This is a genomic window from Stenotrophomonas sp. Pemsol (genome assembly GCF_003586545.1).
GTDB classification, from domain to species: domain Bacteria; phylum Pseudomonadota; class Gammaproteobacteria; order Xanthomonadales; family Xanthomonadaceae; genus Stenotrophomonas; species Stenotrophomonas sepilia.
In genome coordinates, this window is record NZ_CP025780.1 from 334,265 (window position 1) to 351,566 (window position 17,302).

Here is a 17,302-nt window from a genome sequence, read left to right on the forward strand (position 1 = left end):
CCGAGCATGGCCCGGCTCTACAGAACGCAGTACGGCGCCGGAATCATCCGGCGCCGTGCGTGTTTCTACATTACCAGCGGTACGACATGCTCAGATTGGCGGTGGCTTCGCGGTACCCATGGTCACCGCGCATCACACCAAATCCACCCCAGGCACTCAGCCCAGAACGGAAGTCCACACGTGCACCGGCATTGAGCTCGTAGCGGTTGCGCGGCACGCTGGCCTTCAGCGCTTCATCATCGAACGCCATGCCGTTGCTGGCGCCATCGCGGTACCAATTGGCCACCACATACGGGCTGACCGAGGCACCCGCTGCCGAGCGGGATTCGCCCTGCAGGCGCAGGCCCACGCGACCGGACAGGCCGCTGTCGCCCAGGCTGCGCACCACGGTGCCGTTGGTTTCCTCGTGGCGATCGGTGCTGGCGTCGGTGTAGACCAACTGCAGTTCCGGCTGCAGGCTCAGCGCGGTGCGGCCGATCTGGCCGATGCCGAAACGGTAGCCTGCTTCCAGCGACGACTGCCAGATGTCCGAGTCGTAGCGTTCCTCGGCCAGGCCTTCGCCCTGCACGCGGTTGCGGAACTGGCCGCGCTGAACGCTGGCATCCACATACAGTGCATCGTTGCTCCAGTTGCCGTACACGCCCAGCGCGCCGCCGTTGACCTTGCCGCGTGCGCTGTAGCCGGTCAGCTGCGAACGCGAGGTGGCATCGGACTTGGCCAGCGTACCCATCACGCCCACGCGGCCCTGGCCGTTGTCGAACACGCCGATATCTGCACCCAGCTGCAGGCGCGAGCGGTCCACGCGCAGGTCCAGCTGGTCTTCCACCGCCGACAGCTTGCTCTGCGTGGCATCCACGCGAGCCCAGCCACGCACGCCCTCAACGGCGGAGGTGCTGCCGCCCTGGCGGTCGCGCCAGCCGTGGCGCAGCAGTTGGTCCATTGCGAATTGGTTGGCCAGGTACGCACCCGCTTCCGGGCGCAGCACCGGGGTGGGGTCGACGGGATCGATCGGGTCAATCGGATCGATGGGTGTGCACTCAGGGAGTGTCGGGTCTACCGCGCATGGGTCTGGGTCGGCGCCGGCCTGCGAACGCAGGTACCAGTTGCCATTGGCATCCTTCACCAGGAAATACTCGTACTGCCCGCCTACCGCGCGACCAATCAGGTCGAACTGCGCGTTGGATGTACCACCGATGTCGATCAGCTCGATGCCGCGGTTGGTCTTCGCACCAACACCACCGGCATTGAGCACACGGACATTGGCTTGACCGTTGGCATCGCCGTTAATCACCAACTTGTCGGTCGCCGAGGTGTCGTCGCCCAACGCCGTGTTGAAGACCACCAATGTGCCATCGGCGTTGAACTCATCGACGGTCAAGGTGTTGAAGGTGCTGCCATCGCCCAGTTCGAGAATGGTCGAGCCGCGCATTGACAGGCGTCCCGTCGCGCTGTCTCCGGTCATTCTCCAGCGGGAATCGTTGATCCTGATATCGTCGATGTTGCTGGCTGCTCCAACCAATGCACTGTTGTTCTCGAGCAGCACGGAAACGTTCGTCCTCTGCTCAGCAACGAGGTTGCCGATGAGATGGGACTCGGAGGCCGTCAGCGCAACGGTGCCGCCGCCAAGCGCGTTCAGCGCAACCGCACCGGTGACGAGTGAACCATCGGCCAGGTCGATGAATGCGGTTGTTCCAGGATTGCCGCCCGCAAAGAGGCCCGGCCCTGTTCCCCCGCTGACGGACGAACCTTGTAACTGCAGGGTGCTGTCCGATGATGCAGCGATAACAGCGACGCCTTCCTCAGCGCCGGACAGTGATGATCCACGAACCGCTGCGGCGGCGTTGTTGATCTGCAGGGCACTGCTGTTGGAGGACGTGCCTCCAACAAGGGTCGAGTTGGATATCTCCAGCGTCGCACCGTACACCGCTGCCGCCAGACGCCCGGCGGAGATCGTACTGTCGGATAGCTGGATGACGCCGCCGGGGGCACTTCCAGGTCCGGTTCCTATGCGAAGTCCTGTCCCATCGCTGTTGATCGTCGATCGACGCATTTGTGCATCACCCGCACGGATCTCGACGCCGATGTCGGCAGACGTCACGCGTAGATCCTCGGCGGAGAGGTTGCCGCCGATCTGCAGGATTCCCTGCACGCCGCCGGCCGTGCCACCCCGTCCTTGGGCGATCACATCCACGTTGCGCAGTTCGAGCGTGCCGCCCTCCTTGCTGAACGCTCGGGTTGCCACAGTGATAGTACTGTTGGCCATATCCACGTGCGTGTCGTACTGGCGGAAGCCTGTGTAGTCCGACTCAACCGTCATGTTCTGCATCGAAAGGCTACTGCCTGACCGAATGACGCCCGCATACGGATCGAACCCCCCTGTCGCGATGATGCTGCTGTTTGCCAGCGTGGCCTGGGAGGAATCCTGGAGCCAGAGACCATCGGCGATGCTTGCACCATCGGCAATCAGTGTCGCGCCTCTTGCGGTCACACTTCCACTTGTTGCCCCCCGTGCCAGAGTGAGCGTGGCACCTGTTTCCACACTCCAGTTATCAGTGGCATCACCTTCATTGACGGTGTGCGAGGTGCCCGGCGCAACCGTGCCGGCCAACGCCGCCACGGGTGACATGGAAAGGGTAATGAGGATAGGCAATAGGCCCTGCACAAGCGTGCGCCGCGTCAGAGGGCGTGGTTGGAAGTGAACGGTCATGGTCTTGTCCTTCATGGTTGGAAGTCGCGAGACTCCGCATGACGTCAGAAGATCCCTATTCACGCATGCGCGTATTATGTTGACGCGACGTGAAGAGGGCGTGGTTCAGTGTCGTTTGCGCCAGTACTTGTCTGGAATGAAGTCAGTCTCGCGAAACCGCCCCCCAACGACCATGCAAATAGTTGCAAAGCCAGCTCTCGCCAGACCACTTGGCCTCGTGTGTTCAGTGTCTGTCAGTCGCTATTGGGTCTGTGGCAGCCTGCACGCAGTTTGAGATTCCCGGCACGGACCTGTGCGTTGGCTCCATGCCGGGCCATCTCGTTAAATGGGGACGATTGGATAAGCCGGGATGCAGCGCAGCCGAGCATGGCTCGGCTCTACAGAAAGCAGCACGGCGCCGGAAACATCCGGCGCCGTCCTTTCAATTACATCACCAGTTGTACGACATGCTCAGATTTGCCGTCGCTTCGCGGTAGCCGTGGTCACCGCGCATCACGCCGAAGCCCCCCCACGCACTCAACCCGGAACGGAAGTCCACGCGCGCACCGGCGTTCAACTCGTAGCGGTTGCGCGGCACGCTGGCCCTCAGCGTTTCATCATCAAACGCCATGCCGTTGCTGGCGCCGTCGCGGTACCAGTTGGCCACCACATACGGGCTGACCGACGCGCCGGCTGCACTGCGGCCTTCGCCCTGCAGGCGCAGGCCCATGCGGCCAGAAAGTCCACTGTCGCCCAAACTGCGCACCACGGTGCCGTTGGCTTCCTCGTGGCGGTCGGTGTTGGCGTCGGTATAGACCAGCTGCAGCTCCGGCTGCAGGCTCAGCGCGGTGCGGCCGATCTGGCCGATGCCGAAGCGGTAGCCGGCTTCCAGCGAGCTCTGCCAGATATCCGAGTCGTAGCGTTCCTCGGCCAGTCCTTCGCCCTGCACGCGGTTGCGGAACTGGCCGCGCTGCACGCTGGCATCCACATACAGCGCATCGCTGCTCCAGTTGCCATACACGCCCAGCGCGCCACCGTTGACCTTGCCGCGTGCGCTGTAGCCGGTCAGCCGCGAACGCGAGGTGACATCGGACTTGGCCAGCGTGCCCATCAGGCCCACGCGGCCCTGGCCGTTGTCGAACACGCCGATGTCCGCGCCCAGCTGCAGGCGCGAGCGGTCCACGCGCAGGTCCAGCTGGTCTTCCACTGCCGACAGCTTGCTCTGCGTGGCATCCACACGCGCCCAGCCACGCACGCCCTCAACGGCAGAGGTGTTGCCGCCCTGGCGGTCGCGCCAGCCGTGGCGCAGCAGCTGATCCATCGCGAACTGGTTGGCTAGGTAGGCGCCGGCTTCCGGGCGCAGCACCGGTGTGGGGTCGACTGGGTCAATGGGATCGACCGGGTCTACCGGTTCAACAGGATCAACAGGATCAACCGGTTGGCACTGCGGTAGTGCGGGGTCGGCATCACACGGATCCGAGCGCAGGTACCAGTCGCCGTTGGTGGCGTCCTTGAACAGGAAGTACTCGTACTGCCCGCCCACCGCGCGGCCCTGCAGGTCGAACTGCGCGTTGGACGCACCGCCGACGCGGATCAGCTCGATGCCCTTGTCGGTCTTGGCGCCTGCGCCGCCGGCATTGAGCACGCGCACGTTGGCCTGGCCGTTGGCATCGCCCTTGATGATCAGCTTGTCGGTGGCCGAGGCATCGTCGCCCAGTTGGGTGTTGAACAGCAGGGTGCCGCCAGCGCCATCGAAGGTATCCATGCTGAGCGTGTTGAACGTGCTGCCGTTGCCCAGCGCCACGGTGCCGGTGCTGCCCAGGGCGAGGTGGCCGACGTTGCTGCCGCCGGTCATCAGCCAGGTGCTGCCGCTTTCGATGCTGGCCGAGGTGACGTTGATAAAGCGGCCATCGATCTGTGCCTTGTTGCGCAAGCGAACATCCAGTCCGCCATGGCTGACACCTGCCGTGTCCAGAACAATGTCGCCGGCCACGCGCGAATCATCCACGGCAAACCTGATCGATGCAGGACCCGGGTTGCCAGGACGATATGCAGCCACCTGTAGCAGCGTCCCGTTTCCTGCGTGAACACGTGTGCCGTTTGCGAGGGTGATCTCGAAGCGATCCTGTGCGCCCATCGTGGCAACCCGTATGGCAGGCCCCCGGCCGGAGCTCAGCGTCGAGGCGTCGACTGTCAGTCGCACCGGAGCTGTAGCGTAATCGTCACCGTAGAGCAGCGCGCCGACGTTGGCCGCCTCGATGCGGGAACCATTCCGGATCGAAGTCCGGCCATGACCCAAGCGCAACCCGAGACCGTCCTGATTGTCCCAAGGTGTAGATCCTCCGTCATCGACCTGGATGAGGGTTGAATCAATGACCGCGACGCCATCGACAGCCTGGAGGACTGCCGAACTCAGATCCACACCGATGGACTGTATCGCGGAAGGGTCCAGGCCTTCGCTGCGTGTCACCAGGATGCGGCTGCCGGTCAGGTGCACAGAGGCGGAGCCCGCCACGATCAGGCCCTTGCCGCGGAAGGTTGAGTCGCGTGCGGTCAATGACGAGGTGTCGCCCAGCAGCACGGAGCCTGGTTCCCAGGAGGAAGGATCGCTGATCGTGGCACCATCAAGTTCGACCACGCTGTCATCGAATGCCTCGATGCCGAGCGCTTCCGCGTTCTGTACGTGCAGGCTTGAGCCTGCGTACAGCGTCCAGGTCTCTACGGGGTCTCCGGCGGAGACAAGTGCGGACTCACCGACCAGTTCACGGGAGAATGCCGCGTTGCTATGCATGGCAAGTAACGCCAGCAACAGGCCAGAACCTAGTGGGTGCAAGCGGAGATTCGTCGGAAGGACGAGGGCGTTCGGATTGAGCATGGCGTTATCGAGAGGCTGGAGAAAGGAGAGGCCCACCCCGTCGCTCTGCGATAGGGCGGGCAAGACGACTACCAGCGATTGGCCACCACGTGCGGCCTGACCGACGCACCGGCGGCACTGCGGCCCTCGCCCTGCAGGCGCAGGCCCACGCGGCCGGACAGGCCGCTGTCGCCCAGGCTACGCAGCCCTACCGCGCGGTCCTGCAGGTCGAACTGTGCATTCGATGCACCGCCCACGCGGATCAGCTCGATACCCTTTTCGGTCTTGGCGCCTGCGCCACCGGCATTGAGCACGCGCACGTTGGCCTGCCCGTTGGCGTCGCCCTTGACGATCAACTTGTCGGTGGCCGAGCTGTCGTCACCCAGCTGGGTGTTGAACAGCAGGGTGCCACCGGCGCCATCGAAGGTATCCACGCTGAGCGTGTTGAACGTGCTGCCATTGCCCAGTGCCAGGTGGCCGACGTTGCTGTCGCCGGTCATCAGCCAGGTGCTGTCGCTGTCGATGCTGGCCGAAGTAGCGTTGATGGCTTCTGCACCCTGCAGGTCAAGCCAGGCGCCATTGCGAATCGTCCATTCTTCAATGGGGGTGCCCGCTTCGATCGTGGCTTCTGTGCCGTCCAGCGTACCGGCAAAGGCATTGGATGCCGGCAGCGGGGCCAGCGCTGCCGGCAGGCAATGCGCCAGTGACTGCATCGGCAGGGGTACCAGTCGGCAACGATCTTGCATGATCATCTCCATAGGCGAGAAAAACGTTCAGCTCGGCACTGACTGCAATCCGGCTTAGGGGCGATTCAGGCAGTAGGCTTATAAGTCAATACTTCGTGAGGGTGACGTCATTTCGTGGCACTAGCGTCAGTCTGTGCTGCGAGGGGCCCAGTTTCTCCGTGGCGCCGCACCGCGACCATGCAACTAGTTGCAAAGGACGCTTACCCGCTGTCGCGCCCCAGATTGTGTTCAGTTACATGTGGTAGCCGGCTGCGGCCACCCGGAATTGCAAGAGATTCGATGTCTGTGGCTGCAGCAATCTTCAACCATGCCTCCCACTTTTCCGGAGGCATGCCATGCACTTCCCCATTTCCCAACCATCCGCTCTGGCGCTGTCGTTGGCCGCCGCACTGGCCTCAACTGCACCCGCGCTGGCGCAGCAGATCATTGCCGACGGCGACGAGCAGACTCCAGCGGCGGGTGACTACGCCACCACAGAACCCGTCGAGCCTGGCAACCCTGCGGGCTACGCGTTCCATGCCATCAATGGCGGCAGCATCGTTCCCGCAGGTGAGGTCAATCTTCGAACCGAAGGCATGCGAGCGGCCGCCGCGCGGGCCGATGGCACGGGGAGCCGTGTCGAGCTCCAGCAAGGGAGTGCGACCACCACCGGCTATGGTGCTGCAGGTCTCTCCGCCGCCAATGACGGGCTGGTGCAGGCCACCGGTACGCGTATACAGACCTTTGGCACGGCATCCAATGGCGCCGAGGCAATGGGTGGCCAGCTGGTACTGGATCAGGTTCATATCACCACGCACGCGGCGCTGTCACACGGTGTCTCGGTGAAGGGTGGCAATGCGCATGTGGTGGATAGCGTGATCGAGGTCAATGCCAGCCAATCCAATGGACTGGATGCGGATGCCGGCAACGTGGTCGCAGAGCGGACCCGCATCGAGATTGGTGGGAGTGGCTACGGTGTCTCGGTCAAGAACGGCGGGGACGTGCACCTGCGCTCGGTCCAGATCAATGGGCGTGGCGCGGGTGCTACGGGGGTATTGGCCGCATTGGGAAGAACGATACTGGAGGATGTGGACATCAACCTCAGCCATGAGCGCTCCGGCGCCGGTTTGATGATTGGTGGTGACGTCGAAATGCGCGGGGGCAGCATCCATGCCGGCGGAACCAATGCCAGTGTGATCAGTTTTGCCACTGGCAGCAGCGGAACGTTGCTGTTGGAGGGTGTTGAGCTGTCCGGCCACCACGGCATCCACATGACTGCAGGTGCCGAGTTGACCATGCGCAACAGCCGCCTGGAGAGCACTGCGGTGGGCATCAACATCAACCAGCGCGACGGCGTGGCCAGCGTGGCGGGCTCTTCCATCACCACGCGCGATGGTGTTGGCATCCTGATGATGGGCAAGGGTGAGCTGGATGTGGACGGCTCGGAGATCACCGCGGACGGTGAGTTCTGGCAGGCCATCTCGGTGCTGGATGGAACCGCCCGGGTGGCGTCCAGCCGATTGCGCACGCTCGGCCAGAACGGCCACGGCCTGTATGCGGAGGGTTCCGGCGGGAAAAATCCGCAGGTGAGCGCAGGCATGACCGACATCCTGACCGAAGGACACGGCGCCATCGGCGCGATCGCGCGCTTGGGCGGTACCGTGCACTTGTCCGACAGTGTGGTGCGCACCACCGGCATCAACTCGCACGGTGTGTTGTCGGGCGGTACAGGCGAAATGACCCTGACCAATACCCATGTACGCACCGAAGGCGAGGGCGCATGGGCGGCAGTGATCAACGACAACGGTCGGATGCGCATCGACGGCGGCTCGCTGGTGAGTGCGCAGCACGGCGGCGTGTGGCTGCGCAGCAGCCGCGACCCGGGCCTGACGTTGTCCAATGGTGCCTTGGTGTCGGGTGGCAACGGCATCGGGTTGGCGTTGGACGCCGCTGTGGCCGGGCGCTTCGATCTGGTGCTGGACGGTCGCTCGCAGCTGGTGGGTGACATCGTCATCACTCCCGAAGATGACGACGCCGGGCTGGTGCCGCAATCCGAAGTGCATGCGCGCCTGGCCGACGGTTCGCTGTGGCAGGGTTCATCCGATCTGGTGCAGACGCTGGCGATCGAGGGTGGCAGCCAGTGGACGCTCACGGGCGATGCCACGGTTGGTGGACTGCAGGTGCTTGGCAGCGGGCTGGCGTTGTCCGATGGCACCGGTCGCTTCAACACGCTCACCGTGGACGGCGACCTGCACAGCGAGAACGCCATCTTCCTGTTCCAGGGCGCGCTGGCAGGCGATGACAGCGCGATCGACCGCCTGCATGTGCGCGGCGACAGCTCGGGCGATGCAAGCATCCTGGTGAAGAACATGGGCGGTGTGGGGGCGCCCACGGTGGATGGCATCCGGTTGATCGAGATCGACGGTGCGTCCCTGGCGAGCTACACGCTGGCCGGGCGTGCGGTCGGTGGGTCGTACGAGTACTTCCTGTTCAAGGGCGGTGTGACCGATCCTTCCGATGGCAACTGGTACCTGCGTTCGCAGTGGTTTGATGCCTGCAAGGACAACCCGGCCGGGCCAGGATGCGTGGTCGATCCTGGCCCGGATCCGATCGATCCGACCGACCCTGTGGACCCGGTGGATCCAGTCGATCCGATCCTGCCGCCGCCGGTACTGCGCCCGGAGGCCGGTGCCTACCTGGCCAACCAGTCTGCAGCGATCAACCTGTTTGCACACCGCATGCATGAGCGCAGCGGCACCCGTTCGCGGGGCACTGAGCGCCAGGCCTGGGCACGGGTGGGCCGGCAGCAGGCCGATTCCAGCGCGGTCGGCAGTCAGCTGTCGGTGGACGGCGCCGCCTCGGTGCTGCAGATCGGCAGCGATCTGCTACAGCGTGGCAATGCCGCGTTCGGCGTCGTGCTCGGCAGCGGCCGCGCCGACAATCGTGCCGTCTCGCGGCTGACCGGCTACAGCGCCACCGGCCGGGTGCGTGGCAACGCAGTGGGTGTATACGGCACCTGGCTGCAGGATGCTGGAGGCGCGCAAGGTGCCTACGTGGACGCAGCGCTGCAGTACGGCCGCTTCGACAACCGGGTGCAGGGCATCGGCCTGGAACCGGAGCGCTATGACTCACGCATGGCCAGTGCGTCGCTGGAGACCGGCTACACCTTCACCGTGTGGCAGGGCCCCACCAGCGCGCTGTACGTGCAGCCGCAGCTGCAGCTGAGCCATGTCGACTTCCGCGCCGATCGGCACGTGGAGAGCAATGGCACGGTGGTCGACCAAGCCGATGCCGGTGGCCTGAGCGGGCGCCTGGGCGTGCGCGTGTTCGGTCACGGCACTGCAGCCGGCAACACGGTGCAGCCGTACCTGGGCGTGAACTGGTTGCGTGGCAGCGGCAGCAGCACGTTGCAGTTCAACGGTGAGACGCTGGGCGCGGACCTGCCACGCAACCGCTACGAGATGCAGGCCGGTGCCGAGCTGAAGCTGGGCCAGCGCTGGGGTGCGTGGGGCGGCGTGAGCGTGCAGCGCGGCGAAGGCGGCTATCGCAACGTGGGTGGCCAGGTGGGCCTGCGCATGGCCTGGTAAGCGGGCGTGCAGCGGGGTCGGATCCCATTGCCATGGCAGTGGGCTCTGACCCCTGGCTGCTGCCGTAGAGCCGAGCCTATGCTCGGCTCACCGCGATCTGAACGAAGAGCAGCCGAGCATGGCTCGGCTCTACAACCGCGTCGAGCGGGGGCGGGACCTGAACGATGTCCATGTCTGTCGCGATCGTCCATTGAATGACTACGCAAACGGTGGCGATGCTGCCGGATCGCTCGCTGCCGGTCACCCGCATGTCTGCTCCCGAACGTTCCCACAACGCTGCCATTGACGGCCTGCGTGCATTGGCGGTGCTGGCCGTCATCCTGTTTCACACCAACGCAGCCTGGTTACCGGGTGGCTTCACCGGTGTGGACCTGTTCTTCGTGGTGTCCGGCTTCGTGATCAGCCAGTCGTTGGCTTCGCGCGCCCATGCGTCGCTGGGCGCGATGCTGCTCGACTTCTACCGGCGCCGCGTGCTGCGCCTGTTGCCGGCGCTGCTGGTGATGCTGGTGACCACTTTCATACTGTCTGCGCTGTTCATTCCCCGCGCGTGGCGCAATGAGCAGTTCGACCAGACCGGCTGGGCCGCGCTGGTCGGCTTCAGCAACATCGTGCTGGCTGGCCAGCAGGACGACTACTTCTCACCCGGCGCGGAACTGAACCCGTTCCTGCACACGTGGACGCTGGGGGTGGAGGAACAGTTCTACCTGGTCTTCCCGCTGCTGTTCTTCGTCTGGCTGCGCGGGCGTGAGCGCTGGCCGTGGTCGCGCTGGTTGTTGCCGGTGCTCACCCTGCTGTCGCTGGCGTGGGCAGGCTGGCAGGCGCAGACGGCACCGGCGGCAGCGTTCTACCTGCTGCCGGCGCGGTTCTGGGAGCTGGCTGCGGGCGCGTTGCTGTACCAGTGGATGCGCACGCGCACGCCGGGCCAGAACGGTGATGCGGTTGCAGTGGTCGGTCTGGCACTGCTGGGTGCAGGCGTGGTGATCGCACCGCAGCTGGCGATGCCGGTTCCCGGCGTGCTGGCCACCGTGGCCGGTACCCTGCTGCTGTTGGCAAGCGTGTCGATGCCGGGGACATCACGCCTCGCCCGCGCGCTGGGCTGCGCACCGCTCGCCTACCTGGGGCGCCTGTCCTATTCGCTGTACCTGTGGCATTGGCCGCTGCTGGTGCTGCTGCGCTGGACCTACGGCCTGCACGGCGCCGCGCTGTGGCTGTATCCGGTACTGCTGCTGGCGCTATCGGCTGTGTCGTATCACTTCATCGAGCGTCCGCTGCGCAGTGCGTTGCCGCTGCTGCGCCTGGCACCGGCCAAGGTGCTGGCGATGGCGTTGCCGGTGGTGGCGCTGTGTGGTGCGGGTGCGTGGGCCACCGTGGAGTACCACGAGCAGGTCTCGCTGAGCGTTACCCGTGACGGCTATGCATGGCAGGCGCGTCGCTACCCCGCGTGGCGCCCATTGGAGCCGGTGAGTGCGCCGGCGCTTGAAGGACGGCGCCTGTTCGTGTCCGGCGATTCGCACGCGGCGGCGTATCGCACCATGACCAGCATGGTCGCGCGCCAGACCGGCATGGAGGTGCGCCAGCAGGATCGCGGCGGCTGCAGCTTCGTCAATCTGCTGCGGGCCAGTCCAGCCGATTGCCAGGACTTCATTGAGCACACGCTGTCGACCATCGAGCGCGAGGCACGCCCGGGTGACATCGTGCTGCTGGCGGCCTTGCGCATGCCGGAGCTGCGTGGATTCGACTGGCAGCGTCAGGATGCGCAGGAAATCTACCGTCAACTGCTCGCCGAGCGCACCCCGACCGATGCGCAGGCCGCGCGTGATGAGGCTGATCATGTTCTTGGACGTCTGCAGAAGCTGGGCGTGCAAGTGGTTTTGGATGCACCGCTGCCGTTGTTCAAGGCCGGTGCGTACCGCTGTTCGGACTGGTTCAACCGCCGCAACCCGGCCTGTGCCGGTGGCCTGAGCATGCCGCGCGATGATCTGGAGAGGCTGCGTGCGCCGCAGATGGCGTTGCTGGCCGAGCTGGCAGCGCGCTATCCATCGCTCACGGTGTGGGATCCGCTGCCGCTGCTGTGCGGGCCAACAACCTGTTCGGCGGTGGAAGACGGGGAGCCGCTGTTCTTCGACAACGATCACCTGAGCGGGCATGGCAACCGCGTGCTGTTGCCCAGTTTCCGGCAGACCCTGATCGATATTGCAGGCGACACGCCGGTGTAGAACCGAGCTCACGCTCGGCTTGCCACGCGGTGCGGGCTTCATCGCGATGTGGCCGAAGAGCAGCCGAGCATGGGCTCGGCTCTACAGGAGTGCGAAGGAGTGTGCGCGGTCTATGCCGGCGGCAGTACCTTGCCCGGGTTGAGGATACCGTCCGGGTCAAGCGCGGCTTTGATCGCGCGCATCGTCGCCAGCGTAGCCGGTGTGAACGCCCGTGCCATGAAATCGCGCTTGGCCAGGCCGATGCCGTGTTCGCCCGACAACGTGCCACCCAGTGCCAGCGTCAGCTCGAAGATCTTCGGCAGCGCGGCATGCGCGCGCGTGTTTTCATCTGCATCCTCCGGGTGATAGAGGATGTTGACGTGCAGGTTGCCGTTGCCGGCGTGGCCGAAGGTGACGATGGTGAGCGCGTAGTCCCGTGCCAGGGCCTGCACGCCGGCCACCAGTTCCGGAATGCGCGACACCGGAACCACCACGTCTTCATTGATCTTGCCCGGCGCGACGCTGCGCAGCGCAGGCGACAGCGCCTTGCGCGCCGCCCACAGCTGGTCGCGCGCGCGGCCTTCCATCGCCACGTCCAGCTCGATCATGCCGTCGCCTTCGGCGGCGCTGGCCAATGCCTGCAACAGATAGGGCAGGGTGTCGTGGTCACCATCGGCCTCGACCAGCAGCATCGCCCCTGCTTCCGGCACATCGGCACCATTCAGCCGCAGCAGTTCCAGGCTGCGCGCATCCATGAATTCCAGGCGGGTGGGTACCACCGGCTGCGACATCAACCGCGACACGGCGGCCGCAGCAGCATCGGCATCGCGGTACAGCACGCGCAGGCCGGCCTGGCTGACCGGCAGCGGGGTCAGTTTCAGCGTGGCTTCCACGATCAGTGCCAGCGTGCCTTCGCTGCCTACCAGCAGGTGGGTGAGGTCGTAGCCGGTGGCATCCTTGGTGTAGGCGCCACCGCAACGGATCACGTCGCCGGTTCCGGTCACCGCCACCAGGCCCAGCACGTTGTCGCGGCTGGTGCCGTACTTCACCGCGCGCGGGCCGCCCGCATTGCAGGCCAGGTTGCCGCCGATGCTGCAGATTTCGGCGCTGGACGGGTCCGGCGCCCAGAACAGGCCGTGCGACGCCAGCGCCTGCTGCAGCGTGCCGTTCAACACGCCCGGCTGCACGACCGCGCAGCGATCACCGGCGCGGATCTCGACGATGCGGTCCATGCGGGTGAACGAGAGTACGATGCTGCCCGGCTGCGGGACCGCGGCACCGGTGGTACCGGTGCCGGCACCGCGCGCGACCAGCGCCACGCCATGCACGCGGCATGCACGCACCAGCGCCTGCACCTGATCGATGTCCGCCGGAAACGCCACTGCAGCCGGCCGCTGATGGCGCCATGAGTTGTCCTGTGCGTTGGCCTCCAGCGCGCCGTCATCCATGCGCCAGCCCTCCGCGCCCAGCAGGGTGGACAGTTCAGTAACCAATGCGGTGGGCAGGGCAGGACTCATGACGGATCTCGTGGGGCAGCAGGAGCGGGTTGGATCAGTTTCCAGGCGACAACGGCGCCGGCCAGTGGCAGCCACACCCAGCGCAGTTCGGAGAGCAGGGTAGCCACGCCGCGTGCGCTGAAGAACTGTGGCGCGAACGGTGACACGCGGATGGGGCGCCACGGCGCGAAGAAGCGGTGTTCGCTCCACGGCCAGGCCAGCGCAACGCCCAGGCCACCGGAGGTCATCGCATCCAGCAGCGGATGGCTGGCGGCGCAGACGAAGACAAATACCGCCGCTTGCACGGTAGATACCAACCTTGGTTGGCACACACCCGCCGACCAAGGTCGGAGACTACCAAAGAACGCCAACACCGCAGCCAATGCTGCCAACACGCCGGCAAACAGCAGTGAATGACTGGCGCCACGATGGCCGAACGCATCGGCGTAGGGAATATGCAGCGCAAAGGCCAGTACATCGGCATCGGGCAGCATGGCGGCGATCACGCCGGCGGCCAGCAGGCGCGGTGGGATGCGGCCACGATCCGCGGCGCACCACAGCGCCAGCGGCACAGCGGCATGGGTGATGATCGACGGCATCAGTCACGCGCCATGGTCGTACCGGCCGCGGGCCGGCTGCAGGTCCGACGGGTAGTGCCAGCCGCTGGCCGGCAAAGAGTAGCCATCAGCAGTCATCCAATCGGAACGCATCCCGCAGCCAATGCAGCTGCGGCGGTTCGCCGGTGGCTTCGACCACATCGAAACGGCAGGGTGCATTGGCCAGCGCCGGGTTGTCCTGCAGGTACAGTTGCGCGGCATGGGCCAGGCGCCGGCACTTGCGCGCATCCACTGACGCGGCGCCGCCACCGAAATCGGATCGCGCGCGGTAGCGCACTTCCACGAACACCACGGTGCCGGCATCGTCCATCACCAGGTCCAGTTCACCGCCGCGATAGCGCACATTGCGCGCACGCGGCTGCAGTCCGGCCTGTTGCAGGTGCTGCTCGGCGGCGGCTTCCACCGCCGAGCCCCGTTGGCTGCGTTCAGCGACCACCGACGATCGGCATCGGCCGGCCGCCATTGAAGGTCGACCAGGCCGGCTGGCGCAGGATGTTGCCGTTGCTGTCCAGGAACAGGGTGCCGGTGGCACCGTCCAGGCCGCCTTCGTTGGACAGCTTGTCCAGGTAGGCGGTGATCTTCCAGGCGTCGGCACCGAAGGCGAACAGGCGGCCGGCCGCACCGCGTGCGCTCGGCAGGGTGCTGGCCACCTGGCTGGCCGACGGCAGGCCGGACACACTGCGCACGTTCCAGGCTTCGTTCGGATAGACGATGCCGTCCAGCGCGACGTCTTCTTCCACCTTGCCGCTGCCAACGGTCAGCTGCGAGGTGCCAACGCGGGTCGCGCCGCCTGCACCGGCCAGCGCCAGCTGCGGCGCCAGCAGGCGCGCCTGCGGCGCACGCACGGCGAGGAACACGGCATCGACCTGGCCGGCGTTGCGCACCTGCGCGCCGACATCGCCGACGGCATCGGTGACGCCGATCGTGGCCACCACCTGGCCACCGCGCTGCGCGAAGCGCTGGGCAAAGGCGGCGGCGGCACGGCGGCCGGTGTCGTCAGCGCTGTTGATCACCAGCGCCTTGCCGCGCTCGCGGCCACGCAGGTACTCGGCGGCGACGATGCCATCGTCTTCCGGCGCCAGCGAGAAGCCGGCACTGCCGGCCGGCGGTGCGTCCTTGCCGCGGTTCAGGGCCAGCACCGGCACCTGCAGCTGCTGGCGGCCGTACACCGCGTCCACTTCGTCGCGGCCCAGCGGGCCGACCACGAAGTCGGCGCCGGAGGCGACGGCCTTGTCATAGGCGGCCAGGGCACCGGCCGGGGTGCCGGCGGTGTCGAAGAAGTTGATGTCCGGGCGGCGCCGGCTTTCACCGTAGTAGGCGCTCAACAGGCCATCGCGCACCGGCTGTGCGGCAGTGGCCAGGCGGCCGCTGAGCGGCAGCAGCACGGCCAGCTTGGCCGGCGGGCGGTAACCGTCGCTCATCGCCGGCGGGCGCTTGCTGGTGTCGAACTGGGCCGCGCCATCGCGGTCGAACGGGCGCGGCAGCGGCAGGCCGCGCGCGATCAGTGCACGGCCGGCGAAGTTGTAGAGCGGGTCGTTGGCCGGCAGGGCAGCGGCACGGCTGCGGAGGGTGGCGTCGTCGAGGGTGCCGAGCAGGCCGGCAATGGCGGCCTGGTTCTCGCTGCGCGCGCTGCCGGTCAGGCTGGAATGGGCGCGGGCCCGTTCGGTGGCGGCACCGAAGGCATCGCCGGTGCCCTGCAGGGCACTGGCGCGGGCCAGGTACCAGCGTGTGCGCAGGGCCGGCAGCACGTTATCGCCGTGGTCCTTCAGCAGGGCCAGTGCCTGCGCCGGCTGCTTGTCGGCCAAGGCGAGCTCGGCACCGGTCAGCTGGTAGCGCTGCAGGCTGGCGCCGGACAGCTGGCGCGCGGTGAGCTGGCCGAGCAGGCTGCGCGCGCGGGCACTGTCGCCGGCGAGGTGCCAGGCCCAGGCCGCATCGGCCAGTGCGTTGCTGCGGGCGCCGCCGCGCAGGGTGGAGGCCAGGCCTTCCAGCTGCAGCGCGGCATCGCGCGGCTTGCCCTGTTCGATCAGCGCCAGCGCCTGGCTCTGGGCCGGCGAATCGGGCGTGCTGGTCAGGCTGGTGGTGGCACAACCGGCCAGCAGCATCAGCGACAACGACAGGGCGGAGATCCGTGCGGCGGGCTTGTTCATGATCGGGTCCATGCGATGGGGGCAGCGGCCTTGGCCGGGTACACGCTACGATTCTACCCTTGCCCCGTGAGTACCGCTGAAATGAGTGTGCCAACCCTGTACGTCGTCGCCACGCCGATCGGCAACCTGGCCGATCTGAGCCCGCGCGCGCAGGAGGTGCTGCGTTCGGTGGCGGCCATCTGTGCCGAGGACACCCGCCGCAGCGGCCAGCTGCTGTCCCATTTCGGCATCCAGCAACCGCTGGTGGCCCTGCACGAACACAATGAAGAGGCCCTGGCGCAGCGCCTGGTTTCGCGATTGCAGGCCGGCGAGTCGCTGGCGCTGGTCAGCGATGCCGGTACCCCGCTGGTCAGTGACCCCGGTTTCCGCCTGGTGCGTGCTGCGCGCGCGGCGGGCATCAAGGTCAGCCCGGTGCCCGGTGCCTGCGCCGCCATCGCCGCGCTGAGCGTGGCCGGCCTGCCCAGCGACCGTTTCAGCTTCGAGGGTTTCCTGCCGGCCAAGGCCAGCGGCCGCCGCGACCGCCTGCAGGCGCTGGCCGGCGAAGTGCGCACGATGGTGTTCTACGAATCCTCGCACCGTATCGCCGAGTCGCTGGCCGACATGGCGGCGATCTTCGGCGGCGAGCGCCCGGCGGTACTGGCCCGCGAGCTGACCAAGCTGTTCGAGACCGTCCTTGATGGTGACCTGGCCGGCCTGCTGGCCAGGGTCGAGGCCGACGAGAACCAGCGCAAGGGCGAGTTCGTGGTGATGGTGCAGGGCGCCGGCGATGACGAGGAAGCGCAGCTGGCACACGGCCGCCGCGTTTACGCGAAGCTGAGCGAGCACCTGCCGCCGTCGACCGCCGCCAAGCTGGCCGCGGAACTGACCGGTGCGCCGCGCAAGGCGTTGTACGGCAGTTGATCGCTCGCTCCGGGCCATGCCCGGGCAGCGCGCGGCGCGAAATGCAAAACGGTTCGGATCCGCCGGAGGGTCGCCGATCTCTGGCGCGTGAATGT

At 66.5% G+C, this 17,302-nt stretch carries 10 protein-coding genes; 3 read left to right on the plus strand and 7 right to left on the minus strand.

Annotation, left to right across the window (positions count from 1 at the left end):
- Nucleotides 1-70: 70 nt before the first annotated feature.
- The 3 genes from PEM_RS20425 to PEM_RS20540 all read right to left on the minus strand — a co-directional run bounded on the left by PEM_RS20425 (nucleotide 71) and on the right by PEM_RS20540 (nucleotide 6,286).
- Entirely contained in the window at nucleotides 71-2,722 is a 2,652-nt protein-coding gene (locus tag PEM_RS20425) for an autotransporter outer membrane beta-barrel domain-containing protein (protein WP_240431579.1), read from the minus strand.
- Between the two features lie 415 nt (nucleotides 2,723-3,137).
- A complete protein-coding gene (locus PEM_RS01500) occupies nucleotides 3,138-5,477 on the minus strand; it encodes an autotransporter outer membrane beta-barrel domain-containing protein (RefSeq protein ID WP_111128389.1) in 2,340 nt (779 codons plus the stop codon).
- Between the two features lie 152 nt (nucleotides 5,478-5,629).
- The gene (locus PEM_RS20540; protein ID WP_276117406.1) at nucleotides 5,630-6,286 is read right to left on the minus strand and encodes an autotransporter outer membrane beta-barrel domain-containing protein; all 657 of its coding nucleotides are present in this window, start codon (nucleotides 6,284-6,286) and stop codon (nucleotides 5,630-5,632) included.
- 335 nt (nucleotides 6,287-6,621) lie between these two features.
- Between PEM_RS20540 and PEM_RS01510 the strand changes: the two genes are divergently transcribed.
- Entirely contained in the window at nucleotides 6,622-9,852 is a 3,231-nt protein-coding gene (locus PEM_RS01510) for an autotransporter outer membrane beta-barrel domain-containing protein (RefSeq protein WP_111128387.1), read from the plus strand.
- A 215-nt stretch (nucleotides 9,853-10,067) separates the two neighbouring features.
- On the plus strand, nucleotides 10,068-12,068 hold the full coding sequence (locus tag PEM_RS01515; RefSeq protein WP_111128381.1) for an acyltransferase family protein: 2,001 nt from the start codon (nucleotides 10,068-10,070) through the stop codon (nucleotides 12,066-12,068).
- 110 nt (nucleotides 12,069-12,178) lie between these two features.
- Here the strand turns inward: PEM_RS01515 and PEM_RS01520 are convergent, their stop codons facing one another.
- The 4 genes from PEM_RS01520 to PEM_RS01535 all read right to left on the minus strand — a co-directional run bounded on the left by PEM_RS01520 (nucleotide 12,179) and on the right by PEM_RS01535 (nucleotide 16,307).
- A complete protein-coding gene (locus PEM_RS01520) occupies nucleotides 12,179-13,564 on the minus strand; it encodes an FAD-linked oxidase C-terminal domain-containing protein (RefSeq protein WP_111128380.1) in 1,386 nt (461 codons plus the stop codon).
- Nucleotides 13,561-14,142, minus strand: a complete 582-nt coding sequence (locus tag PEM_RS01525) for a metal-dependent hydrolase (protein WP_111128379.1) — start codon at nucleotides 14,140-14,142, stop codon at nucleotides 13,561-13,563. Before PEM_RS01525 ends, PEM_RS01520 begins: the two co-directional genes overlap by 4 nt.
- 85 nt (nucleotides 14,143-14,227) lie before the next feature.
- A complete protein-coding gene (locus tag PEM_RS01530; RefSeq protein WP_170944933.1) occupies nucleotides 14,228-14,596 on the minus strand; it encodes a YraN family protein in 369 nt (122 codons plus the stop codon).
- On the minus strand, nucleotides 14,586-16,307 hold the full coding sequence (locus PEM_RS01535) for a penicillin-binding protein activator (RefSeq protein ID WP_111128433.1): 1,722 nt from the start codon (nucleotides 16,305-16,307) through the stop codon (nucleotides 14,586-14,588). The genes PEM_RS01530 and PEM_RS01535 overlap by 11 nt, the downstream gene beginning before the upstream one ends.
- A gap of 81 nt (nucleotides 16,308-16,388) precedes the next feature.
- Between PEM_RS01535 and rsmI the strand changes: the two genes are divergently transcribed.
- Nucleotides 16,389-17,207, plus strand: coding sequence for a 16S rRNA (cytidine(1402)-2'-O)-methyltransferase (gene rsmI, locus PEM_RS01540; RefSeq protein WP_061478399.1), 819 nt, complete (start codon nucleotides 16,389-16,391; stop codon nucleotides 17,205-17,207).
- The last annotated feature ends 95 nt before the right edge of the window (nucleotides 17,208-17,302 follow it).